Source organism: Caballeronia telluris (assembly GCF_001544495.1).
In the GTDB taxonomy this organism is placed as follows: Bacteria; Pseudomonadota; Gammaproteobacteria; order Burkholderiales; family Burkholderiaceae; genus Caballeronia; species Caballeronia telluris.
In genome coordinates this window covers 194,351-218,890 of record NZ_FCNZ02000001.1, presented here as the reverse complement: position 1 = coordinate 218,890, position 24,540 = coordinate 194,351, and the positions used below count along the sequence as shown (strand labels likewise).

General features: G+C 65.8%; 22 protein-coding genes. 5 read left to right on the top strand and 17 right to left on the bottom strand.

The features are described 5' to 3' along the window. Positions 1-52: 52 nt before the first annotated feature. A complete protein-coding gene (locus AWB66_RS00985) occupies positions 53-670 on the bottom strand; it encodes a flavin reductase family protein (RefSeq protein WP_087628387.1) in 618 nt (205 codons plus the stop codon). A 144-nt stretch (positions 671-814) separates the two neighbouring features. Between AWB66_RS00985 and AWB66_RS00980 the strand changes: the two genes are divergently transcribed. Continuing rightward, positions 815-1,414: a DUF2239 family protein gene (locus AWB66_RS00980; protein WP_087628386.1), complete on the top strand. Its 600-nt coding sequence runs from the start codon at positions 815-817 to the stop codon at positions 1,412-1,414. A gap of 163 nt (positions 1,415-1,577) precedes the next feature. Here the strand turns inward: AWB66_RS00980 and AWB66_RS33925 are convergent, their stop codons facing one another. The 3 genes from AWB66_RS33925 to AWB66_RS00970 form a co-directional block, all read right to left on the bottom strand. Then, positions 1,578-1,730, bottom strand: a complete 153-nt coding sequence (locus AWB66_RS33925) for a hypothetical protein (protein ID WP_200818895.1) — start codon at positions 1,728-1,730, stop codon at positions 1,578-1,580. A 291-nt stretch (positions 1,731-2,021) separates the two neighbouring features. Next, complete coding sequence (locus tag AWB66_RS00975) at positions 2,022-3,023, bottom strand: hypothetical protein (protein ID WP_235020937.1); 1,002 nt, start codon at positions 3,021-3,023, stop codon at positions 2,022-2,024. Positions 3,024-3,278: 255 nt separating this feature from the next. Further along, positions 3,279-3,962 carry an MgtC/SapB family protein gene (locus tag AWB66_RS00970; RefSeq protein ID WP_087628385.1) on the bottom strand — a complete coding sequence of 228 codons (684 nt, stop codon included), beginning with the start codon at positions 3,960-3,962 and terminating at the stop codon, positions 3,279-3,281. A gap of 140 nt (positions 3,963-4,102) precedes the next feature. Between AWB66_RS00970 and AWB66_RS00965 the strand changes: the two genes are divergently transcribed. Then, on the top strand, positions 4,103-5,227 hold the full coding sequence (locus tag AWB66_RS00965) for an AGE family epimerase/isomerase (RefSeq protein WP_087628384.1): 1,125 nt from the start codon (positions 4,103-4,105) through the stop codon (positions 5,225-5,227). Here AWB66_RS00965 and AWB66_RS00960 read toward each other — a convergent pair whose 3' ends face one another. Next, positions 5,228-6,838, bottom strand: coding sequence for a methyl-accepting chemotaxis protein (locus AWB66_RS00960; protein WP_087628383.1), 1,611 nt, complete (start codon positions 6,836-6,838; stop codon positions 5,228-5,230). It lies immediately after the preceding gene. 228 nt (positions 6,839-7,066) lie between these two features. On the opposite strand from AWB66_RS00960, the gene AWB66_RS00955 reads away from it, so the two are divergent. After that, entirely contained in the window at positions 7,067-7,507 is a 441-nt protein-coding gene (locus tag AWB66_RS00955) for a PaaI family thioesterase (protein WP_087628382.1), read from the top strand. Positions 7,508-7,646: 139 nt separating this feature from the next. Here the strand turns inward: AWB66_RS00955 and AWB66_RS00950 are convergent, their stop codons facing one another. From AWB66_RS00950 to AWB66_RS00910, 9 genes are all read right to left on the bottom strand, one after another. Then, positions 7,647-8,495, bottom strand: a complete 849-nt coding sequence (locus AWB66_RS00950; protein WP_087628381.1) for an ureidoglycolate lyase — start codon at positions 8,493-8,495, stop codon at positions 7,647-7,649. 47 nt (positions 8,496-8,542) lie between these two features. After that, a complete protein-coding gene (locus tag AWB66_RS00945; protein ID WP_087628380.1) occupies positions 8,543-9,286 on the bottom strand; it encodes an SDR family oxidoreductase in 744 nt (247 codons plus the stop codon). A 61-nt stretch (positions 9,287-9,347) separates the two neighbouring features. Beyond that, positions 9,348-10,190 (bottom strand): amidohydrolase family protein, encoded by an 843-nt coding sequence (locus tag AWB66_RS00940; protein WP_087628379.1) that lies wholly within the window; start codon positions 10,188-10,190, stop codon positions 9,348-9,350. Beyond that, a complete protein-coding gene (locus AWB66_RS00935) occupies positions 10,187-11,239 on the bottom strand; it encodes an aldo/keto reductase (protein ID WP_087628378.1) in 1,053 nt (350 codons plus the stop codon). Before AWB66_RS00935 ends, AWB66_RS00940 begins: the two co-directional genes overlap by 4 nt. 22 nt (positions 11,240-11,261) lie before the next feature. Continuing rightward, positions 11,262-12,575 (bottom strand): UxaA family hydrolase, encoded by a 1,314-nt coding sequence (locus AWB66_RS00930; RefSeq protein WP_087628767.1) that lies wholly within the window; start codon positions 12,573-12,575, stop codon positions 11,262-11,264. 41 nt (positions 12,576-12,616) lie between these two features. After that, positions 12,617-12,937, bottom strand: coding sequence for a UxaA family hydrolase (locus AWB66_RS00925; RefSeq protein ID WP_087628377.1), 321 nt, complete (start codon positions 12,935-12,937; stop codon positions 12,617-12,619). Position 12,938: 1 nt separating this feature from the next. Continuing rightward, positions 12,939-13,979, bottom strand: coding sequence for an ABC transporter permease (locus AWB66_RS00920; RefSeq protein ID WP_087628376.1), 1,041 nt, complete (start codon positions 13,977-13,979; stop codon positions 12,939-12,941). Further along, complete coding sequence (locus tag AWB66_RS00915; protein WP_087628375.1) at positions 13,969-15,474, bottom strand: sugar ABC transporter ATP-binding protein; 1,506 nt, start codon at positions 15,472-15,474, stop codon at positions 13,969-13,971. Before AWB66_RS00915 ends, AWB66_RS00920 begins: the two co-directional genes overlap by 11 nt. Next, entirely contained in the window at positions 15,471-16,496 is a 1,026-nt protein-coding gene (locus tag AWB66_RS00910; protein WP_125469626.1) for a sugar ABC transporter substrate-binding protein, read from the bottom strand. Before AWB66_RS00910 ends, AWB66_RS00915 begins: the two co-directional genes overlap by 4 nt. A 263-nt stretch (positions 16,497-16,759) precedes the next feature. Between AWB66_RS00910 and AWB66_RS00905 the strand changes: the two genes are divergently transcribed. Together AWB66_RS00905 and AWB66_RS00900 are read left to right on the top strand one after the other, a co-directional pair. Beyond that, entirely contained in the window at positions 16,760-17,560 is an 801-nt protein-coding gene (locus tag AWB66_RS00905; protein WP_087628374.1) for an IclR family transcriptional regulator, read from the top strand. Between the two features lie 90 nt (positions 17,561-17,650). Then, entirely contained in the window at positions 17,651-18,196 is a 546-nt protein-coding gene (locus AWB66_RS00900; RefSeq protein WP_087628373.1) for a hypothetical protein, read from the top strand. Positions 18,197-18,247: 51 nt separating this feature from the next. Here the strand turns inward: AWB66_RS00900 and AWB66_RS00895 are convergent, their stop codons facing one another. The 3 genes from AWB66_RS00895 to AWB66_RS00885 all read right to left on the bottom strand — a co-directional run bounded on the left by AWB66_RS00895 (position 18,248) and on the right by AWB66_RS00885 (position 24,322). After that, entirely contained in the window at positions 18,248-20,674 is a 2,427-nt protein-coding gene (locus AWB66_RS00895; RefSeq protein ID WP_087628372.1) for a GNAT family N-acetyltransferase, read from the bottom strand. 79 nt (positions 20,675-20,753) lie between these two features. Beyond that, positions 20,754-21,758, bottom strand: a complete 1,005-nt coding sequence (locus tag AWB66_RS00890; RefSeq protein ID WP_087628371.1) for a fimbrial protein — start codon at positions 21,756-21,758, stop codon at positions 20,754-20,756. Further along, complete coding sequence (locus tag AWB66_RS00885) at positions 21,755-24,322, bottom strand: fimbria/pilus outer membrane usher protein (protein WP_235020956.1); 2,568 nt, start codon at positions 24,320-24,322, stop codon at positions 21,755-21,757. The genes AWB66_RS00890 and AWB66_RS00885 overlap by 4 nt, the downstream gene beginning before the upstream one ends. Positions 24,323-24,540 lie beyond the last annotated feature (218 nt).

The window sequence follows — 24,540 nt, the reverse complement described above, 5'->3', positions numbered from 1 at the left end:
GTTTTAGCAGAACGAGAGGCGCCTTGCGGGGCGCCTTTTTCTTTTCGACCGGCTATGCGGTCGGCCGGATCATCTCGAACATCTCGCCGATTTCCGCGTAATCGCCGCGATAGCCCGCGCGCATGATCGGCCGCGCGGCGGCGGTATCGAAGAGGCCGTCCTTCAGGAATTCGCGCCGGATATGCACGCCGACCACCTGGCCGAGCGCGAGCCAGTTGTTCATCGGCTCGCCGTCCAGATTCTTCAGGCGGACGATCTGCAACAGCTTGCATTCGAGCGCGGCGGGCGACTCCGCGACGTGCGGCACGTCCACGTTGCGCCCCGGCGCCTTGGTCAGCCCGGCGAGCTCGAATTCGTCGACGTCGTGTCCGACGGGCGCCGACGTGCGGTTCATCCGTTCGGCCAACTCGCGATTCGACAGATTCCACACGAATTCGCCGGTCGCCTCAATGTTGCGGATGCTGTCCTTATAGCCTTCGCTCGAAAATCCGATGATGTACGGGAATGCCGCGAACGCGCCGAAAAAGCTGTACGGCGCGAGGTTCACGCGGCCGTCGGCATCGCGGCTTGAAATCCAGCCGATCACGCGCGGCGCCACGATCGCCTTGAACGGATCGTGGCGCAGGCCGTGGCCCTCGTCGGGACGGTAGAAATGGACGTCGTCGGTCATGTGCGTTTGAGGTGTCGGCAGGCGAAGGAGCCCAAGCATAGCCGAGGGCGGCGATGTCGGCAGGACGATTTTTATCCGGGTTTAATTGACCTCTTATTTATACCCGGATAATATTCAGCCTTCTTCTTCCATTCGAGTTCTGCCATGACCCAGGCGTTTGCCAGTTGCTACACCACCTTCGAGGGCGATCGACGCATCGCGACCGGCTCGCTTCAGGCGAACGCGCTGGCGGCAAGACGCGCGATCGGTGACGGCGCGTCCAAACCCGTTTTGATCTTCGAGGACGAAACGGGCCGCGTGATCGACATCGACATGCGAGCGCCGGCCGAAGACGCGGCGGCTCGGTTGCAGGAAGGCGCGGCGTCTGCCGGCGCGGATGAAGCTCGCGGGCGCGGACGCCCGAAGCTGGGCGTGGTTGCACGCGAGGTGACGCTGCTGCCGCGCCATTGGGAATGGCTCGCGACGCAACCCGGCGGCGCATCGGTGGCATTGCGAAAACTGGTTGAGGAAGCGCGGCGCGCGAACGGCGATCAGGACAGGACGCGCAAGGCGCACGAGCGGGCGTATCGGTTCATGTCGGCAGTTGCGGGAGACTTGCCCGGCTTCGAGGAAGCGACGCGCGCATTGTTCGCCGATGACGCTCCACGGTTCGCCCAACAGATCGGCGGGTGGCCGTGTGATGTTCGCGACTACGCCACGCGCCTCGCTTTCGGCGACAGCGAACAGGCGCAGACAAAAAAATAGCGCCGAATGGCGCCAGTGTGGACGTCGACGGAGAGGCCGCCGAGTAATTGATGGTGAAGCTAGAAAAACTACATTTCAGACTACATGAAAGCGGGCGGAAAAACCGGTCGATCGACCTTGTTCAGATGCTGTTATTCCTGTCCCGCGCCGCTTTCGTTCAAGCTCACAGACGAATCCCGAAGGCCGATCCGCGCGACTTGCGAATACGCTCGGCTTCGCGGTGACGGGCTTGGTACGAGTAATCCGAGTCCAGCGGCAGGTGCGGCGATTCGAACAGCGAAGCAAACTTTTGCAGCAAGGCGAAGAGGTAGCTCATGTCAGACTCCAGTTAATGTTGCAGGGTTTTCCCTTAGCACTAATTATAGGGTTTCCCCTTAGCGATATCTAGTGCAATGCAGCATTTCGCCTGCGAAAACAGGTAGTTTTTCTACAACACCCTTTGAACAACGTCATTCGCTGATAGGGGGACAGGTCTGGGACGGCCATCGGACGGGCTTGTGCCGCCGGAACGCGCCGGTCGCGAGAACAGGGCGCGCTGTGGCGCGCGCGTCACGGACGCGCGCAAATGACCGTAGTCACGGAATGGAGAATGGTGGGCCCGCGCCGCTCAGCGCGCGGTCACGTCCGTGCGGTGGTGGACGTGCTTCGTCGCGTGCTTTTTCGGCCCAGCGTCGTTGCGCGCGGCGCTTACCGGCCGGATCGGCGATGCATCGGCGGTTTCCTTCGGCGCGTTCAGCGCGTTGAGCGTGCTGACGTTCGCGGAATCGGTGTCGAACAGCGACGAGAGCGTCGCCTGCTGGTTGAGCATCAATTGCTCGATGCGCTGCTGCCGTAACGCGCTGTCGCGGCTCATCCGCATGAGCAGGAGCGTCTGTGCGACGCCGGTCGCGACCGTCACGAGCATCGCGCAGACGATGATCGTCAGCATCGTCTTCATGCGGCGCGAGTGCGCCGTCGACGACACGCGCTGGTCGGCGGTCACGGCGTAGAGCGCATCGATGGTGTCGGCGAAGGCCGTCGCGCGGGCGCGGTCGAGTTCGGGCGCGGCGGCGTCGCCGGTGCGACGATTCCGCCGATCGGCATCGACGAGCGCAGCAGCCAGCGGCGACGGCGCCAGGCGCCCCTCGGCGGTGTCGACCTGCACCGGCGCCACGGACTCGTTCGAATTCGGTTCGGCGGCCGGACATTCCTCCGGTGCCGTGTCGATTGCCAGCGCCAGCTCTTCGTTCAACACCGGTTCCATAACAGCAGCCGCGGACCGCGTCGCTGAAGCCGACGCACTCGCCGCCTTGCCGCCTCGACGCGCCTGCGCCGCCGGACCCGCCGAGTCGGCGTCGCGCGGCTCGCCATCCGCGCGGATCGCACGCCTTGCCTGAGCACTTTCGCCACCCGCGCCCGACGGCACCGCCGCCATGAACACTTCCGGCAGCTCGAAACCGGCGAGCGTGCCCTGCCGAATATCCGTGTTCATGGCCTGAAACGTCGCGCGCTCGATGTCTTCGGCAAACAGATCCAGCGTGGCATCGCTGCGCGGCGCGCTCGTCAGTTGCGCGAGCCGCTGCGCGGAGCGCGCGGCGCGGGCGAGTTTCTTTTCGGCATCGCTGGACACGGCGGGATCGATGCTGTCCGGCCGCGAAGGCTGAGTCGTCGAGTCGGATCGGGATGCGGTTTTTACAGCGGAATCGGGCATAAGGTCGGAGAGCGGCGGCCGGAAAAGACGGCGCGCGGAAAGAAAATGCGGATCAGCGTTTTTTCGAGAGCGCATTGTCGCACGGCGCAGCGCCTTGCCTGGCGGTAATCTGCGCGATTTCGCCGATTCCGCGCGACGGCGGTTTACGTCCGCAACGTCATCGCACGAAACCGGTCACGACGCGTCTTCTTCCCTGAATTCGCGCACGCTCGGCAGCGTGCGCAGCCGGTCGCAGATCGCCTGATATTCCGTCGACGACACGCGCGACAGCACGACCTGCACTTCGTCGAGTTCCGGCGAATCGTCGCTCTGCTGCACGACGAACTGCTTCACGCGCACGCTGCCCGGCCCGAGCGTTTCGTGCAGCGCGTGAAAATTCAGCGAGCCGCGCTCGACCAGCATCGTCAGCTGACGGCGCTGTTTCACGGAGATGAAGCGTCGTTCGAGCGGCTTGATGCCCGCGAGGATGATCAGAATGATCGCGGTCGCAGCGATCGACGCCGTGTAGAGCCCGCCGCCGACCGCGAGGCCGATCGCCGCCACCGACCAGAGACTCGCCGCCGTCGTGAGCCCGCGCACGATCTCGTTGCGCAGCAGGATCGAGCCGGCGCCGAGAAAGCCGATGCCGGAGACGACCTGCGCGGCCATCCGCGAAGGATCGAGCACGACGTGATCGCCTTGCAGCGCGTCGGCGAATCCGAACGCCGACACGATCATGATCAGCGACGACCCGACGCACACCAGCATGTGCGTGCGCAGGCCGGCGGCCCACGAAAGGCGCTCGCGCTCGAATCCGATCACGCTGCCGAGCGCCGCGGCCATCACGAGCCGCGAGACGAGTTCCAGATTGCCTAACATGGATGTCTGTCCTCCTTTTTTCATTGTCGATGTGCGCCCGCGCCGGTCGTCCCGTTTCCGCCGATGCGGGTTTGCTATGCTTGGCGCCTCGCCCGCGCACGACGCGCGCCCCGGTACGTCAACCACCCAAAATTCGCCCTATGCAAGACCATAAACCGCATGACGCAGCCCGCCAGCCCGCCACGCCGGCCGCAGACGGCGCCGCGCTGCGCGATCACTACGCGAACGTCGTGCTGCCCATCTGGCGCGGCGCCGGGTTCAATGCGAAGCTCGGCCTCGCGTATGAAGCGGTATCGCCGGACGATCACGCCGCGCTGCCGCCGTCGCGCTACCGGGCGATGGCTTGCGCCCGCCAGTTGTTCGTCTTCTCGCTCGCGGGCGATCTCGCGCATGCAGGAACGCTCTTCGCGTCGTTGCGGCACTATTTTCAGGACAAGGAAAACGGCGGTTGGTTCTATAGCGTGGACGCGGACGGCGCGCCTTTCGAGCGTCAGAAGGATCTCTACACGCACGCGTTCGTGATTTTTGCCTGCGCGGCGTACGCGAAGAAAAGCGGCTCGGCCGACGCAATCGCGTTATTGAACGAGACGTCGGCACTGGTGGAAACGCGCTTCGCGTCGGGAAGCGGCGCGCTGAATGCGGTGATGTCGGAAGACTTCGGCGACGTGCTGGAAACGCCTTTGCAGAACCCGCTGATGCACTTGACCGAAGCGTGGCTCGCCGCGCGCGACGCCACCGGCGACGCCGCATTCGACCGTCGACTCGAAACGCTCGCGCGCGAGGTCGCGCGGACGTTCGTGCACGGCGAAAGCGGTTGTATCGCGGAATTGCCGGTCGGCGCGGCGGGCAATCGCCTGGAACCGGGCCATCAGTTCGAATGGTATTTTCTGGTGGTAGGCAGCCGCCATCCGGCGTTCGAAGCGGCCGGTCTGCGCGAGCCGCTCGCGCGCGCGTTCGACTTCGCGCGCCGCTACGGCGTCGATCCGGCGACGGGCGGCGTCTTCGCCGCGCTCGACGAAACCGGCCGCGTGATCGACGGCACGCAGCGCATCTGGGCGCAGACCGAATACCTGCGCGCACTGGCGACGCACGACAGCGAAGCCAGCCGCGCCGAACTGCCGTTGCAGATCGCGCGCTTCAGCGAGCGCTTCCTGCACGCGCGCGGCTGGATCGAATGCCAGTCGGCGGAAGGCGTGGTGACGCGCGCCGACATGCCGTCGACCACGCCGTACCACCTCGCGACCGCTTACGCAGCGCTGCGCTGATCAAACCGCCGAGAATTGCGTCGCGCGAAACGAAGGCGCCGGTTCGCGCGTGTCGCCGTCGAGCACCGCGTCGGAGATCTGGAACACCGCCACCGCCGCCTTCAACTGGCGCGTCTGCTCGTGCAGCGATTGCGCCGCGGCCGCCGCCTCTTCGACGAGCGCCGCGTTCTGCTGCGTCATCTCGTCCATTTGCGTGACGGCCTGATTGACCTGCTCAATGCCGGTGCTCTGCTCCGCCGACGACGCGCTGATCTCGGCCATCATCTGCGTGACGCGCGAAATCGACGACGACACTTCGCGCATTGCCTGCCCCGCGCGCTCGACGAGCGCCGAGCCGTCGCTGACCTGCGACACCGACTCGCTGATGAGTTCCTTGATTTCCTTCGCCGACTGCGCGCTGCGCTGTGCGAGCCCGCGCACTTCGCCCGCGACGACCGCGAAGCCGCGTCCCTGTTCGCCCGCGCGCGCCGCTTCGACGGCCGCGTTGAGCGCGAGAATGTTGGTCTGGAACGCGATGCCGTCGATCACCGAAATGATTTCCGCGATCTTGTCCGAGCTTTGCGCGATGCTGCGCATCTTCTCGACGACGTCTTCCACGACGCCCGTGCCGCGCGACGTCGCGCTGAGCGCGTCGCCCGCGAGCGAATTCGCTTCGCGCGCGTGCTCGGCGTTCTGGCGCACGGTCGCGGTGAGTTCCTCCATGCTCGACGCCGTTTCTTCGAGCGACGCCGCCTGGTTCTCGGTGCGCGCCGACAGGTCGGCGTTGCCGGTGGCGATTTCATCGGCGCCATAGTTGATCGAATCCGACGTCTCGCGCACCGTCGCCACCGTGCGCGCGACGCTCGCCTGCATCACCGCGAGACCCGCGAACAGACGGCCGATCTCGTTGCTGCCGCGCTCGGCGATGCGCTCGTCGAGGCGGCCTTGCGCGATGCGCTCGAAGTGGCGGCCGGCTTCTTCGAGCGGCGCGACGAGGCCACGGCGCAGCGCGACGTGCACGAGCACGATGCCCGCCACCAGCGCGATGAAGATGCCCGCGCCCACCGCGCGGAACAGGAAAAAGCGCTCGTCGATCGATTCGAGATAGGCGCGGCCGGCGGCGTCGCCGAACTGCATGAATTTTTGCTGCTCGGCGAGGTAGCGGTCCTGGAAGCCTTGCGTCGGCTGATCGAGGAACGCCTGGATATTGCCCGAATCGAGGTACTGGACGAGTTCGCTTAGCGCCTTCGAATAGGCCGCGTACTTCTCTTGCAGCGCCGCGACGCGCGCCTGATTGTCGTCGCCCGTTTTCGGCGCGCTGACGAACGCGCTGAACGACTTCTCCGCGAGCGCGATCTGTTCGCGCGCGTGCTGCACGATCTCGACCGGCTCCGCGCCGCCGCGCACCATCCGCGTTCCGGCGCGCGAGAGGTTGATGCGCGCGTCCATCAGACGCTGCGTGGTCTCGTTGACCATGTTGACCTGCTTGAGCGCGATGTTGGACAAGTTGCCGACATCGTCATGCGTGTTCGACAACGACCAGAAACCGAGTCCTTCCGTCACCACCTGAAACAGGCAGAACACCAGCAATACGACGAGCAAACTTGAAGCAACTTTGATTTTTCCCAACATTCTGGCACCCGATTTCATGTAATAGCCCGACAGGGCAATATGCGGGTTTACGGCAGTCGAGGACGCGCGCTTGAACGGGATTCGCAGTTTTCTCTTCGAACACGCGCGCAGCAAGCGTTCTGAAACATTGGCGAAAGTTTTTCGGCGGGTTTTGGCGAACTTCCTTGCAGAGTGGACGAACGCTACCTACAGTCTTTGCAGGACCGAACCCACCGAAGGAGTGTCCGAATGGCCGAAATCGTCGATATCGCTCGCGGTGCGCTGAACGCGCAACCGTTCAGCGCCTTGCTGGGCACGAAACTGATGCAGGTCGACTCAGCGAGTCTCACGCTGTGTCTCACCATTCGTGACGACCTGAGGCAGCAACACGGTTTCGTGCACGGCGGCGTCGTGAGCTATCTCGTCGACAATGCGCTGACGTTCGCGGGCGCGCTGAGGCTCGGCCCGAAGGTGGTGACGGGGGAATACAAGATCAATTATCTGCGGCCGGCCGTGTCCGGCACGCTGATGGCGCGGGCCCGCGTGATCCACGCCGGCATGACGCAGGCGACCTGCCAGTGCGACGTCTACGTGACGGACGGCAACGCCGAGCGGCTCGTCGCGGTGGCGCAGGGCACGATCAACCGCATCGTCGAAGGCGCGCCGGAACCGATGATGTTCGATGCGTGATTTTTGTGCGGCGGCATCGACGTAAAAAACCTCGCTCGACCGCGAGGTTTTTTGTTGGCCTCACGCGCTCCCGTAAAAGCTCACTTTTGCGTCGGCGCGAAAAAAAGCCGTTGCGCGCGAACGCGCAACGGCTTTTGCCTTACTGCGCGCCGACGGTCTTTTGCTGCTGTTCGCCGAGGCCCTGAATGCCGAGGCGCATCGTCTGCCCGGCCTTGAGGTACACGGCCGCAGGCTTCACGCCCATGCCGACGCCTGGCGGCGTGCCGGTCGAGATGACATCGCCGGGTTGCAGGCTCATCACCTTCGACAGATACGACACCAGTTGCGCGACCGTGAACACCATCGTGCGCGTGTTGCCGTTCTGATAGCGATGGCCGTCGACTTCGAGCCACAGGTCGAGCTTCTGCGGATCGGCGATTTCGTCCTTCGTGACGAGCCACGGCCCGATCGGCCCGAACGTGTCGAAGCCCTTGCCCTTGTCCCACTGCGTGCCGTGTTCGAGCTGCCACTCGCGCTCCGACACGTCGTTGATCACGCAATAGCCCGCAACGTAGTCGAGCGCGCTGGCTTCGTCGACGTACTTCGCTTCTTTGCCGATGACCACACCGAGTTCCACTTCCCAATCGGTCTTCTTCGACTCGCGCGGGATTTCGACGTCGTCGTTCGGACCGCAGATCGCGCTCGTCCATTTGCCGAAAATCACGGGTTCGGTCGGCACCGGCAGGTTCGATTCGGCGGCGTGATCGGCGTAGTTGAGGCCGATGCACACGAATTTGCCGACGCGCCCGACGCACGAGCCGATGCGCGGCTCGCCCGACGCGACCGGCAGCGTCGACGGATCGACGGCGCGCAGTTTGGCGAGACCCGCGTCGGTCAGCGTGGCGCCGGCGATGTCGTCGACGATGCCGGACAGATCGCGAATCTTGCCATCGGCGTCGAGCAGACCCGGCTTTTCCTGACCCTTCGGCCCAAAACGAAGCAGTTTCATCTGGTTTGATCCTCGTGTTTCAAAAGGTGATTCGGTTGCCTTGCAGCCTAGTTCGACCAGCCGCCGTCGATCAAATGGATCTGACCGGTCGTGAACGACGACTCGTCGGAGCCGAGATAGAGCGCGAGCGCCGCGATTTCCTCCGGCTTGCCGACGCGCCCCATCGGCTGACGCGCGACGAACGCCGCCTGAACCTGCTCGATCGTCGCGCCCTGCGCCTTCGCCTGCTCGGCGATGCGCTGCTGCAGCGAAGGCGAATCGACGGTGCCCGGACAAATTGCGTTGCAGCGGATGCCGCGCGTGACGAAATCGGCGGCGACCGCCTTCGTCAGGCCGATCACGGCCGCCTTCGACGCACCATACACGAAGCGGTTCGGCACGCCCTTCACGCTCGACGCCGCCGACGACATGTTGATGATCGACCCGCCGCCCTTCGCGAGCATCGCCGGCAGGAACGCGCGGATCGTACGGTACATCGCCTTCGCGTTGAGATCGAACGCGAGGTCCCAGTCCGCCTCGCTCGCTTCGAGGATCGAACCGGCGTGCACGAAGCCCGCGCAATTGAACAGCACGTCGATCGCGCCGATTTCGCTCGCGAGGTCGTTGACGGCCTGCGTATCGAGCACGTCGAGCTTGCGGAACTCGAACGGCTTGCCTTCGAGCGACTCGGTGCGGATGTCGGTCGCGATCACGCGCGCGCCCTGGGCCGCGAACAGCTCGGCGGTCGCGAGGCCGATTCCCTGTCCCGCCGCCGTGATCAGCGCGGTCTTGCCTGCCAGTCTTTGTATCATCTACAGCTCCGGTTGAAAGTGTTTTTGAGACATGTCGGGTATATCGCCGGTTTAACCGGCGTCACAGGCGGTAGAACGCACGGGCGTTTGCGCCGAAGATCGCCGCTTCGTCTGCTCTTTCGAGATGGGAGCGCGATCGGAAAAGGGCGCGCGCGGCATCGTGCCAGCCAGCATAGTCGCCATTCAGGTTCAGTACCGGCCAGTCGCTGCCCCACATCAGGCGTTGCGCGCCGAAATGTTCGAAAAGATGGTCGACGTAGGGTTTCAATACGGATTCGTCGCATTCTTGTGCGGCTTCGGTGACGAGTCCGGACAGCTTGCAGTACGGTTTTTGCGGCAGTTCCGCCAGTTGCGCGATGCCGTCGGCCCACGGTTGCCAGCCTGCGGCGCCGTCGCGAATCGGCGGCTTCGCGCCATGATCGACGACGATTCTCAATTCCGGATAACGCTGCGCGAACTTCGTAAAAGACGGAACGTGGCGCGCGAAAATCAGTGCATCGAACGCGAGATCGAGTTCGACGAGTTTCCGGATCGCGGGTTCGATCGGCGCCGTTTCGATCCAGTGGTCGTCGGGCAAGTCCTGCAACATCGGGCGCACGCCCTTGAACTTCGGATCGCGCGCGAGGGTTTCGATGAGCGCGGGCGCGTCGGGCGCGTCGAGCGGCACCCAGCCGACCACGCCCGCGATCGATTCCTCGTTGCGCGCGAGATCCAGCAGATAGCGCGTTTCATCGACCGTCGGCGCGGCCTGGACGACCACCGTCCGCGCAACATTCACCGCTTCGCGCAATGGCTTGAGATCGTCGGGAGCGAAAACGCGATACAGCGCCTTCATCTCCGGCTTGAGCCAGCCGTAGTCACCGCGCGCGGGGTCCCAGTAATGCTGATGCGCGTCGATATTCATCGCGGCACCGGCGCGTCCGGATGCAGCAACTGGCTCGCGCGTAGCGCGTCCCAAAGCGCGGCGGGCAGCGGCTCGGCGAACGACGCCGCGTTCTCGACCACTTCGTGCGCGCTGCGCGCGCCCATCAGCACGGTCGCAATAACTTTATGCGCATAAGGAAATTGGAGGGCCGCGCTCGACAGCGCGACGCCGTGCTCGCGGCAGACGCGTTCAAGTTTGCCGACCTGTTCGACGATCGCGGCGGGCGCATCGCCGTAGTTGAATTTCAGATCGCCTTCGGCGCCAGCGTCGAGACCGCGCGCGAGAATGCCCGAGTTGAACGCGCCGCCGAGGAGAATGCTGACCTCGCGTTTCTCGCACTCCGGTAGCAAGTCGTCGAGGACGGCCTGTTCGAGCAGCGTGTATCGTCCGGCGAGCAGCGCGCAGTCGATGTCGAACTCGGCCATCGCTTCGCGGATCGCCGCGCCTTCGTTCACGCCGAGTCCGACCGCCTTCACGCCGCGCGTCTGGCGCAGTTCATCGAGTGCGCGGAATCCGCCGTCGTCCGTAAGTTGTCGCCAGTAGAACGCGTTCTTTTCGCCGTGCGTCACGCGACCGATGTCGTGAATCAGCACGATGTCGATATCCACGATGCCGAGGCGCTGCTGGCTGTCCTCGAACGAGCGCAGGATGCCGTCGTAGCTGTAGTCGTAGATCGCTTCGAAGGGCAGCGGATTCGCCCAGCCTTCGCTGCCGTCGTAGGGATGCACGCGCGGCACGAAGCGGCGGCCGACTTTCGTCGAAAGCACGTAGTCGGCGCGCGGATAGCGGCGCAGCGCGTTGCCGAGGCGGTGCTCCGCTTTCGTATGGCCGTAGTGCGGCGCGGTATCGAAGAAACGGATGCCGCTTTGCCACGCGGCGTCGACGGTCGCCATCGCCGCCTCTTCCGACAACTCGTGGTACAGCCCGCCGAGCGGCGCCGTGCCGAGCGAAAGCGCCGTCACTTCCAGCGCGGTGCGGCCGATCTTGCGGCGGCGACCGACCGCCGCGTCTCCTGTTTTTTCGTTCATCTGCGCGACCTCATTGCTGCGATTAAGTTGGCAAGCGTTCAACTGTTACGCCGCCTGTCACATTACGCGCGGTCGCCGCGCGCGGCAAATGCGCCGGCAAGCACGCCGGCCCGACCGGCTCGAACGTCTTGTAAGTCAGGATGAATTCCTGATGGCCTAATCCTTCCGACTTCGACGCCGCGCCCGCCGCCACCGCGACGGTCGCATCGAACACTTCGCGTCCGACTTCGTCGAGCGTCGCGCGGCCTTCGAGGATGCGGCCCGCGTCGACGTCCATGTCGCCGGACAGGTTGCGGTAAGTGGTCGGGTTAGCGCAGACCTTGATGACGGGCGAGATCGCCGAGCCAACCACAGAGCCGCGCCCGGTCGTGAACAGGATCACATGCGCGCCGCACGCGATCAGTTCGACGATTTCCGCGTTGTCGCTGATGTTGGGAAAGCCGAAGCGCGGCTCGCCGTCCGGGACGACGTCGAGAAGGTACAGGCCGCCGGTCGGCGGAACGTCGCCGGGTTTGACGATGCCGGCGATCGGCGACGCCCCGCTTTTCGCATACGCGCCGAGCGACTTTTCTTCCTGCGTCGTGAGACCGCCGTCCGCGTTGCCGACGGCGAACGAGCCGTGGCCGAGGATCGAGTAATAGCGCGCCGCCTTCGCCACGCACGCGACGATTTCCGCGCCCAGTTCCGGCCGCGCCGCGCGCTTTTCCATGTGATATTCGCAGCCGACGAGTTCGCCGGTTTCCTCGAAGATGCAGGTCGCGCCCGCTTCGATCAGCGCGTCGAATGCGCGGCCGACGGCTGGGTTCGCCGTGATGCCGCTCGTGCCGTCCGAGCCGCCGCAGATCGTGCCGACGACGAGTTCATCAAGCGCCATCGGCACTTTCGGCTGGGCGGCGAGCGTCGCGCGCGCCTCGCGCACCCAGTCGAGACCGTTCTGGATCGTGCTGCGCGTGCCGCCTTTTTCCTGGATCGTGAGCACCTGCGCCGGACGGCCGCTCGCGCGCACGGCATCGACGAGATGGTGTTTGTTCATGCTCTCGCAGCCCAGCGAGACGAACAGCACCGCGCCGACGTTCGGATGCGTCGTCAGGCGTTCCATCATCTTTTCGGCGTAGCTGTTCGGGTAGCAGCCCGGGAAGCCGATCAGGTGGACGGGCGGTTCGTGCTCGTGATGATCGAACGCGTCGAACGAAGGGCGGAATTGCGCGACGATCTCGCGCGCCACGTGATGCGCGCATTCGACCAGGTACGCGACCGCCACGACATTGCGGATGCCTTTGCGTCCGTCGGAGCGTTGATAACCCAGCAGGTCGGGCGTAGTGAGGGAGGATGTCATCGGCATGGTCGCGGAGTTGTTTTGCGTTGTGGGGCGATGCTTTACCGCACGAAGGTGTTCCCGGCGTCGTGCGTATAAGTGGGCAAATAATCGCTGGCGAGATTGTGGGTATGCAAATGCTCGCCCTTTGCGACGTCGCGCGTGACGTGCCCGATGACGGCTCCATACCGGAGCACTTTCTGATCGACCACGAGCGCGCACCGCGCGATCTTGTGTGCGAGATCGACGGCCCGTGCAAGCACGACGCTTTCACCGTCGATCAGTACAGTCTCGCCCGCGGCGAGAGCCGCACCCGCGATCAGACAATTGTCCTCGGGACTCAGCAAGATCAATCGCGGGTCGGTTTCGTTCATCGACGTCATCTTAGTTCTGCCCCTCGCCGCCCGCGAGCCGCGCCACCATCAGCGATCCCAGAATGATCGCGCCGTAAATCGCCTGAATCCAGAACGACGGAACCTGCGCGAGCGTCAGCAAATTCTGCACGACGCCCAGCAGCAGCACGCCGGACAACGCGCCGAGCATCGTGCCTTTGCCGCCGTCGAGCGAAATGCCGCCGATCACCGCCGCCGCGAACACCGTGAAGATCATCCCGTTGCCCTGGTTCGCGTTGATCGCGCCGACATAACCCGTCACGATCAGCCCGCCCACCGACGCCAGCACGCTGCCCAGCACGAACACGCCCCACGTAATGCGCTCGACGCGAATGCCCGCCGCGCGCGCCGCTTCCGGATTGCCGCCGATCGCGTACAGCGCGCGCCCGAGCCGGTGATAGCGCAGCATGAACGCGGCGACCGCGAACGCCACCGCCGCGAGCCACACGGAAACCGGCAGGCCGGCGACGAGCGTCGTCGCGAGCGTGAAGAAGGACGGCGGCATGTCGAAGAGCGTGCCGCCCTTGGTCGCGCCGACGAGCATCCCGCGCAGCACGATCAGCATCGCGAGCGTCACGATGAACGCGTTGAGCCGCAGACGCACGACCAGAAAGCCGTTGACGAAACCGACGACCGCGCCAACCGCGACGATCGCGAGCAATCCCGCCCACGCCGGCCATTCGAAGCCGAATCCCGCCGACGCCGCCGGCATCACGAGCATCGCGCCCACGGCGGGCGCGATGCCGACCGTCGATTCGAGCGACAAATCGAACTTGCCGGTCAGCACGATCAGCGATTCGGCCAGCACGACGAGCGCGAGCGCCGCCGACGCGCCGAGAATGCTGATCAGATTCGCCTTCGTGAGAAAGCTCGGGCTGACGAACGCGCCGATCGCGAGCAGCAACGCGAGCGCGGGCAGAAGCGCGAGGTCGCGAAACCGCGCGAGGTCGAGGCGCGCACGCCGCTCGCGCACGCCGACACCCGCGCCGGGCGCGCTGCCGGCCATCGCGGGACTCGGGACGTTATTCTTCATGGAGACTCACTCCTTCCACTGAGGCAATCAGTTCATGGTCCTGCCAGCCGGCAGGAAACTCGGCGGCGACCGCGCCGCGAAACATCACGAGGACGCGGTCGCAGGTGCGCAAATCGTCCAGTTCGCCCGACACCACCAGCACCGCCTTGCCCTCGTCGCGCACGCGATCGACGACGCCGAGCAGCGCTTCCTTCGATTTCACGTCGACGCCCGCCGTCGGGTCGATCAGCACGAGCACGTCGGGGTCGGTCGCGAGCGCGCGCGCCATCACGACTTTCTGCTGATTGCCGCCCGACAGGCCCGACACCGCGTGCTCCGGTCCCTGCGTCTTGATGCCGAGCGCGTCGATCATGCGGCGCCCGAACGCGTTCTTCTTCGCCGGCGACGCGACGCCGAAGCGCCCGAGCGTGCGCGCGATCGTCATCGACGCGTTTTCCGCCACCGATTGAGACAGCACGAGCCCCTCGCGATGCCGGTCCTTCGGCACGCAGCCGACGCCCGCGTCGAGCGCGGCGGGCACATCGCCCGGCGGCAGCGCGCGGCCGTCGACGCGAATCGCGCCCGCGCGCTGCGCGGTGAGTCCCGCGATCGCCTCCGCGACGCTCGTCCGGCCGCTCGACGTCGCGCCCGTCAGCCCGACCACTTCGCCGCGCTTGACGCTGAACGACACGCCTTCGTAGTCCTCGCCGCAGAGCGCATCGACGTGAAGCGCGACGGGCGTATCGGCGGGCAACGCGGGACGCGCGGCGGCATCCGCGACGGCCAAGCCGCCCTGCTCGCCCGTCATCGCTTCGATCAGCTTTTCGCGCGGCAGCGCGGAGACCGGCGCGCTGACGATATGCCGCGCGTCGCGCAGCACCGTGACCGCCTGGCAAATCTCGTACACCTCCTGCAAATGGTGCGAGATGAACAGGAACGTCACGCCTTCGCGCTGCAATTCCTCGATGCGCCGAAAGAGCCGCTTGATTTCATCGCCGTCGAGCTGCGCGGTCGGTTCGTCGAGGATGATGAAGCGCGCGCCGTACGACAGCGCCCGCGCGATCTCGACCAACTGCCGCGCTTCCACCGTCAGATCGCCGGCGCGGGCGTCCTCGCGCACGTCGATCTTCCAGTGATCGAGCAGCGCGCGGGCGTCGCGGCGCATCGTCCGCCAGTCGATCACGCTGCCTTTCACCGGCTGGCGGTTGATGAACAGATTCTCGGCGACGGACAACTCGCGGATGATCGTCGAGTGCTGGTAGACGCACGCGACGCGCTCGCGCCACGCGTCGCGGTCGGCGATTGGCGGCGCGGGCGCGTCGTTGAAGCGCACTTCGCCCGTGTCGGGTTTGCGCAGGCCCGTGAGCATCGAGACGAGCGTCGATTTGCCCGCGCCGTTGCGTCCGACGAGCGCGTGCGACTCGCCCGGCAAGACGCGCAGGCTCACGTCGTTCAACGCCGCCGTCGAGCCGAAGCGCTTCGTCAGATTGCGCGCCTCCACCACTGGAACGTTCATTTGATGGTATTTCCCCAGAGCGACTTGTCGTCGACGTTCGCCTTCGTCACGAGCGGCGCGGGCAACTGGTCTTCGAGGATGCCGGGCGCGCGCTGCACGATCGTGCTGCCGTGATCCGTCGGGCCGGGCTGGAACGTCTGGCCCGCGAGCGCCGCCTTGATATAGAACAGGCCGTACTTCGCGTACAGGTCGGCGGGCTGCGAAATGGTCGCGTCGATCTCGCCGCGGCGGATCGCGTCGAATTCCTGCGGAATGCCGTCGTTGCTCACGATCACGACGTGCTTCGGATCGCCCGCCTTGAAGAGCATCTGCTTGCGGCGCAGCGTTTGCAGCGTCGGCGAGAGATAGACGCCGCCCGCCTGCATGTAGATCGCCTTCACGTCGGGGTTCGCGGTCAGGAGGCTGTCGAGCGCGGTCGCCGCGACGTCGCCCTTCCACGCCGCCGGGATTTCGAGCAGGGACAGACCCGGATATTTCTTGAGACACGCGCGGAACGCCTCGGAGCGGTCGCGGCCGTTCACGGAAGCGAGATCGCCCATGATCTGCACGACCTTGCCCGACTTCACGTGCTCGCCGATGTAATCGCATGCCTTCGAGCCGTACGCGCGGTTGTCGGCGCGCACGACCATCGCGACCTTGCCCTGCGTCGGCGCGACATCGACGGCGACGACCGGCACGCTCTTCGCCGACGACGCCTCCAGCGCGCGGCTGATCGCGGCCGAATCCAGCGGACCGACGACGATCCCCTTCGCGCCGAGATTCAGCAGGTTGTTCATGTCGGTGATCTGCTGCGCGGGGTCGCCGTTCGAATTGACGGGCGCGAGGATGTCGAGGCCCATCTGCTTGGCGTAGACCGGCAGGTAGTTGTTGTACGACTGCCAGAACGGCGATGTCAAAAGCGGCAGGCCGAGGCCGACCTTGCCGGCGTCGGCGGCGTGGGCGGTGGCGACCAGCCCCGCGCTCGCGGCCACGATGGCCGCAACGAAACGACGGGCCGTGGGCAGCCCCTTGATGAACGTCATGTGCGTGTCTCCTGATGTGCTCGTTGGATTGCTATGGACTTCGGTCCAGCCTCGGCCTTTTCACTCCGACCGTTCGTTGCTTCGGGTTTGCCTCGATGCGTTCATTCATCAGTGAACGTATTATTCATATACGGATAAACCGAAGTCAAGGAAAGTGCGCTGCAGCATCGGTCGGTAGTTTCCCTAGCGCGCAGCGGCTGCCTGTCGCGCGGCGGACGGCTTACACTCGGCGCGGCCCAAACATGAATCGACCCAAATCAAGAATGGAAGCCGACGACACCAACGACGCCGACCGCTACCGCGCGCCCGCGCTGGACAAGGGGCTCGACATCCTCGAATTGCTTTCGGAACAGAAGGACGGGCTGACGCGCGCCGAAATCACGAAGCTGCTCGGACGCAACGCAAGCGAGATGTACCGGATGCTGGAGCGGCTCGTCGCGCGGCAATACGTCGTGCGCTCGCCCGCTGGCGACCGTTATTCGCTGAGCCTGAAGCTGTACGCGCTCGCGCACCGCCATCCGCCGATGAACCGGCTGATCTCCGGGGCGCTGCCCGTGATGCAGCGTTTCGCCGATACCGCCGAACAGTCGGTGCATCTAGCCGTGTACGACCGCGGCAATCTGCTCGTGATCGCGCAGGTCGACGGGCCGGGGACGTGGGGCATTTCGGTGCGGCTCGGCTCGCGCGTCGGTTTGATCGACACCGGCTCGGGGCGCGTGATGCTCGCGTTCCAGAGCGCGGAGCAGCGCGAGCACATGCTCGCCGAACACACGAGGGTAAAAGGCGAACACGTGCTCGACCGCGATGTGCTGGACGCGGCCTACGCGCAGATTCAGGCGGACGGTTTTTCGCGCAAGGACAGCCTTCAGACGGTGGGCGTGACGGACATCACGTTTCCGCTGCTCGGGCCGTCGGGTCAGGCGATCGCGGCGCTGACGTGTCCCTACATGCGGCGGATCGACGAATACGTCGCGCCGTCGATCGAGGACGTGACCGCGCTGCTGAAAGACGTGGCGGCCGGTTTGTCGATGGCGGGCAATACGCCGGGACAGGAATCGGATTGAAGCGCGTCGCTGACGCGTTAGAATGGCGGCCCTCTCAAAAAGGCGGGCGGCTGTTTTAGCGGTCCGCCGCTTCCGACGTTAGCAATCTCCATGGCGAAACTCCTGTCCGATCCCGAATTCCAGCGCTTCACCGAGCTTCAGCAAAAGCAGGCGAGCTTCACGATCACGCCCGAAGAAGCCGACGAACTGCGCGACATCGTCGCTCGCGCGCAGAAAAAGCGCGACGACCGCGCGGCCGCGATGCAGTCGATCGAAACCTTCATCCAGCAGTTCGACATCAGCCCGGACGAGCTCTTCTCGCCCGAGCAGATCGGCGACGCGGCGCGCACTTTCGGGCTGATCCCGGCCGCGAAGAAGGAACGCGCGCTCCCGCCGCAGCTCATTCATAACGGCAAGCCGTATCAGTGGACGTCGCGCGCGCTGCCCGACGACATCCGCGTGCCGTTGTTCGAGACGTTCACGGCGGGCGCGTCGGTGAAGGGCTTCATCGCGACGCCGAAGGACGCGACGCGCTGCGCCGCGACCATCGCGCGGCTGGAGCGCGAAACCGGCAGCACCTACGCCGACGCGTGGCTCGACGAACTGACGCTCACGCGCGCCCACATCGACGAGGCGCTCGCGAAGCTCGCGGCTTGATGCTTCCCGCCGCACCATGAAAATCGCCGCCCTCGGGCGGCGATTTGTCGTTTACGGCGCCGCGTCGCGCGTGACGTCGGTTTTCGCTTCGCACAGACGCATCCGGAATCCGACGACGCCCGGATCTTCCGTCGACGTAACCTGGAATCCGGCGCGGCGCGCGAGTTCGATCATCGGCGTGTTTTCGCGCAGCGCCTCGCCGACCAGCCAGCGCGTGCCGCGATTGCGCGAATAGTCGATGATCCGCGACAGGAGCAGCGAGCCGAGGCCGTGCCCTTTCATGTCCGAACGCGCGGCGACCGCGAATTCGGCCGTCTCGTTATCCGGATCGGCGATCGCGCGCACGACGCCGAGCGTCTCCGTCGCGCCGGTCGAATCCGGCCGGCACGCGATCAGCGCCATCTCGCGGTCGTAGTCGATCTGCGTCATGCGCGCGAGCTGCGAGTGATCGAAGCTGCGCACCGCGCCGAAAAAGCGCAAGCGCAGATCCTCGGCCGTGTTCGCCGCGACGAACGCGCGGTGTGCCGCTTCGTCTTCCGGACGGATCGGCCGCACGGTCAGGTGCAGGCCGCGCCAGTCGAGCGTTTCTTCGAGGTGACGTGGATACGGCACGATCGCGAGCGGCTTGCGATGCGCGCCGAGCGTCAGATGCGGCTCGTGCACGGCGACCGATTCGCGCGTGACGCGCATCGTCATTTTCAGCGCCACTATCTGCTCGACGTCGCAGACGAGTTGCGAAAGCGAGGTCAGCGCCGCCAGCAAGGTTTCCGCGGGCAGTTCGCGCGCACGCGGCGAACGCAGCACGAGATCGCGCGCGAGCACCGGATTGAGCGGCGGCAACGCGAATTCATGCAGCGCGTCGGGCAGCCCGAGCGCGCCCTCCGCGCGAAATTCGAAGGTCGGACCGAACACGCGATGATTGAGCAGCCGCACTTCGACCTCGACCGCTTCGTGACTGCGCGGCGGCGGCGGACCGGGCTTCACCACGATGCTGTAGCGGGCGAGGAGCCGCGCGGCCCGCTCGCCCTCCAGTTCCGCGATGCCGCTCTGGAGCGCGGCGCACGCCTCGTTCTGGGCCGCCTCGATGTCTTCCGGGACGACGGCCGGCAGCCCTTCCGGCGTCTGCATCAGCAGTTCGCGGCCGAGCCGGTAGTCGACGAGACGCGCGAAACCGCGTGCAAGCCGATGCGGCGTCGTATGCACCGGGATGCCGTTTGCGTGCAGCTCGTCGCGCGTCGCCGCATCGACGCAGCCGAAAAAGCACGCGAGCAAGCCGCGATACGCGTGCTGCCGGGAGGCGATCAGCGTGCGCGCCACGTCGGCCACGGGCGCGCTGTGCGTCGGCGCATGAACGACGAACGCCGTGCCCGTCTCGCGATGCGCGGCCAGCGCTTCGAGCGCGACGCCGAAATCGGCGGGCGCGGCGGCGTCGCCGAGCAACAGCGGGTTGCCCGCCTGCGCGTGCGGCAGCGCGGCCGCGAGCGCATCGCGCGCCGGCACCGGCCAGTGCGCGAGACTCGCGCCGGCGGCATCGAAGGCGTCGGCGGCCAGCGCGCCGACGCCGGGATCACTCGTGATGACGGTCGCGAAATCGGCCGCCGCGACCCGGCCGACGCCGAGCGTTTCGATCTCGTCGAGCAGGTCGTCGAGCGAGCCGACCCGCACCAGGCCCGCGCGGCGAAACGCGGCGCCGTAGAGGGCGTCGAACGGATCGTCCTGACAGGTTCGCAGCACCAGAACGGGCTTGTTGCGCGCGGCCGCCCGCGCCGCCGACATGAACTTGCGCGCGGCCCGTACCGATTCGATCGCGAGCAGCACGGCGCGCGTCGTCGGATCGCTCGCGAGGAAATCGAGGATGTCGCCCGCGTCGACGTCGGCTTCGTCGCCGAGCGCGACGACGCGCGAGAAGCCCAGACCGCGCGCCTGCGCCCAGCCGAGGACGCCGTTCGTCAGCGCGTTCGACCCCGACACCCACGCGACGCCGCCCGGTTTGATCGAGCAGGCGGGCGCACCAAGGCATGCGCCGAGCGAGGGCGTCATCACGCCGACGCTCGCCGGACCGACCACGCGCAGTAGAAACGGGCGCGCGGCGGCGAGCGTGCGGGCGGTCCAGTCGTCGCGGTCGTGGGCACGCCAGGTCGCGGACGCTCCGGCGTGTGGCCGTCCGCCCGCCGCGCCGACAATGACGACGGCTTTGGTGCCGCGTTCGCCGAGCCGCTCGACGATCGGCGGCCACGTCGACGGCGGCGTGCACAGCACGGCGACGCTCGGCGCTTCGGGCAGATCGCGGACGTCGAAGAAGACGGGGTGTTCGCCCAGCCGCTCGTGTTTGGGATTCACCGGCCAGACCGGCCCGCCGAAACCGCTTTGCGACAGCCGCGACCACACCATCGCGCCGATGCTGCGCTCACGCGCCGACGCGCCGACGACGGCAATCGACTTCGGGCGAAACAGGACATCGAGGTTGCGGACAGTCATGGTCGCTCCGGGCGGCGGATCACGTGCGTGTGAGTTCGCCTAAGGATAGGCGATTCCGGCGGGCGGCTCCATCGGCTGGCTACTGATAGCTCATTGTGTACGTGGCTGCCGCGCGCACCGTGCCCGCCACGACGCCGCTGCCGAGCCGGTAATACTGTGCCGAGAAAGGGACCGTCGTGCTGCCGGACGTGGAATTGACCACGGTGTGCGACTGGTCCAGAACGATGGGCGTGTCGGATGCGTCGAGCAACTGAATGCCGATACCCGTCGCCGTGCCGGTGGAGCCCACGACTGAAGCAACGCCGGACGAACCCGACACACTGCTGAAACTCACATTGACTTTTACACCCGACTGGCACGTCAGGTTGATCGCGAACGGCGTCTTTCCCGCAACCGCACCCGTCGTGGACAGCGCAGCACTATTGGCGGTACGCATCGACACGGTCTGGCTCGCTGTGGCGGCCGTGACGGTGCAAGTTACCGCGCGAACGGCGGTCCCGTCCGGGATATAAAGGTAGCTGGTGCCGTTATTCAAAACGACGCCCGTACTGAGCACGCCGGTTTTGTACGAATTCGCGGAACTCAGTGTCCCGGTCGATACAGTGCCGGTTTTGACAAGTTCGAACGTTCCCGTCATATCGAAGTTGCCGGCGCCGTCGGTCATCCCGAGCGTCCCGAGTGCCTGGCACCCGTCGCTGTTGTCAAGCGGTGTGCCACTGCTGTTTCGCATCCGCATTCCAATCCCCGCGACGTTCGTCGTAAAGACGCCCTGCAGACCGGGAACCGCGGTCGAGCCATTTGTCGGGCAGGCCACGATTGCCTTGTTGAACAGGTTCGAGGCTGTACATCGCCCGGTGACCCTGAACGACCGCGTCGTGCCGGGGATGATGCCCCCCACCGCCAGATCGGCCGGCACGGCAATGGAGCCGTAGGTGAACGGAAAATTCAAGTTCGGAGTCGCACAATCGGCGCGCGCTGCCGTGGACCACGCGAATACGATCGCAAGCACCGTCAGGGCGCGTAGCAGAGCGCGAATGAAATTCAATCGAACCGAGGTCTTCATTTTAATCCCCAGGTAGCTCATCGAGTGCCGCTGTTCACATGTGGCTGCGTCCCGTCTTCCGTCACCAGGATCTTCCTTGCGACGCACTTCGACTCCACCGACAGATACCCCGTCGTCCCTTCGATCTGCTTCGGCAGCGTGTAGCTGATCTGGCACATCTCCTGCGCGCCCTCGCCCCACTTCACGTTCAGCACGCCGCTGTCCTCGAGGCCGCGCGCGAAAATCCGGCTGCCCTGCCCGACGACACCCACCGACCGTCCCGCCACGTCTTCCACGCTCGCGCCAAAGGGCAACGCACCGTCGCCCAGCTTCGGCGCGCGGATCATCGCGGCGCGGCCCGTCACCGTGTCGTACTTCAGCATCACGACCGATCCCGCGCGCGGCGCGACCTGCACGGACGTCGACTTGAATTCGACATCCGTCGACGTGCCCTTCGGGTCGAGGTCGACGCCGTTCATGCTGTACGGCGACAGGTACGGAATCACCGCGTAGCCATGCGAATCGACCTTCGTGCCGGGCGAACTCAGCACGTTCGCGCCCTTGGCCGCCGGCGCCTGCACGATGCCGAAGGTATCGCCGACCGTCTGCGAGAACGTCACGCCGCCCGGGTGCGCCACGACCGAGCCCGCGACGCCCGCCGATATCTGGTTCACGCCGCTGCCGCCGCTCGCCGATGCATTGAACGTCGCGTCAGGCGCGCGATACGTGCCGCTCACGCCGGTCGTGCCCGAACTGGCGGCGCCGCCCGCGTTGTAGTTGCCGTAGCCGTTGTAGGTGAACTGGTTGAATTCCCCGAGCGAGCCGCCGATGTTCGCCTGCGTGTTCGTGGCGCCGTCGGAGTTGTGCGTGATGTTGGTCGTGAGCGTCGGCGCATACGACGAGCTGCCGAGCGGCAAGGTCGTGCTCAACATGAATTCGTTCGACAGACGCCCGTCCATCGTGCGGTTGCGCCCGGCCGTCACGCTGTAGGTGCCGTACTTGAAGCTGTTCGTGTAACCCGCCTGATACAGCGTGTCGGTGCCGCTGCGGTTCCAGTAGTTCTGCGAGGAACCCGTCAGATAGACCGTGCCGTGCTCGCCGAGCCGCTGGTTCACCGTGACTTGCACGCGATTGCGCTGGCGGAAGAGCGCATCGATGTCACCGCCGCGGTTCGCGATGTCGCGCACGGATGCGGCGTCGTTCAGGTTCAGGAAGCCCTCGGATGAAAAGCGATACGCCGCGACCGCGACGTTCGTGTCCGTCGGCGCGAAGGATTTGCTGTAGCCGATGCGCAGGCTCGCGCCGTGCATCGACGAATGATCGGGCACGTCGGTTTGCGATCCGGTCACGTCCATCGAGAAAGCACCGACGCGCGTGTTGAGCGCGGCGCCGAGGTTGACGGCGCCGTATCCCGTCGACGCGACGGCGCCGCCGTAGGCGGTGACCGTGTTGGTCAGACCGCGCTGGACCGTGAACTGGCCGAAGACCGGTTTGTCTTCGAGTGAATTGTTGCGCAACTCGCCCGCCGTTGCGCTGAAGCGCGTGACGCCGGGTCGCAGCAGTTGCGCCACCGACGCGAACGGCACGGTGAACGTCTTCGTGCGGCCGTCGGCTTCCGTCACGGTGACGACGAGATCGCCGCCGTAGCCGGTCGAATAGAGGTCGTTGATTTCGAACGGCCCCGGCGAAACGTTGGTTTCGAGCAGAACCTGGCCGTTCTGACGAACGGTCACGCGCGCATTCGATTCCGCCGTGCCGCGCACGACCGGCGCGTAGCCGCGCAGCGATTCGGGGAGCATGCGATCGTCGGTGGCAATCTGCGCGCCTCGGAACGAGACGCTGTCGAAGATTTCGCCCGTCGTGTACGAATCGCCGAGCGTCACCTGCGCGCGCAGCTTCTCCACGTCGTGCTGGACGTAGGTGGCGATGTTGTCGAGCTGGGTCGCGTGTCCGGTCGACGAAGTCACCGACGACTGGTGCCGGAAGTGCCACGCGCCGACGTTGACGCCCGCGTTGACGCCGAGGTAGCTCTGCGTCGAATCGAGTCCGGAGCCGCCGGTGCGAAACGTATTGGCGTTGTAGCTGAGGAAGCCTGCGTTGACGCCCTGATCCCACAGGTCCGGCGACACATAGCCGCGCGCCGAGTTGCGCATGTACGCCTGCGGCACGCTCACGTCGAGGCGTTGTTCCTCGAAGTCGAAGTCGACGCTGGCGCCCGGAACGAGGCCACCGATATCACCGCATACTTCCGCTTCGGCTGCGGCCGCATTGGCAGCGCGGCCGGCTGCGGCATCCGCTTTGCCCAGATCGACGCCGACGCGTTGCAGCAATGCGCGACTCAGGCAAGGCCGAGCGCCTGCGCCGCCGCCCTCCGACGCGAAGCGAATCTCTTCGCGCGACACCCGCGCACCGTTGACGACGAGCTCGACCAGGTACGTCCCCGGGGATACAACGTTGCCCCGCATGAAGCGACCGACATCGACGGACTGACCCGCTTGCGTCCGCAGAAATATATTGTCGAACTGCACTTCATCCGCGGCGCCTGGCCGGGTCGTGTCTGCGTTCACATTCGCTGCATTTGCCTCGGGCAATGCGGCGCACGTCATCATCACCAGCGAGATGGCGGCCAACGGCTTAAGGCGAAAAGCGACGTCGTCCTGATTCGAGATGCGGGATACGGGGGATTTCATGACTAAGCCTGCGATGATTCGGTGAAAATCAAGCGCGAGTCGTCCCAGCGGACCGCCTGGTGCGGTCCGCGCTGTATGCGCGCTGTTTGATGCGCCCTGAGAAACGTGGGCGCTTTGGAGTGCGCCGCCTGAGC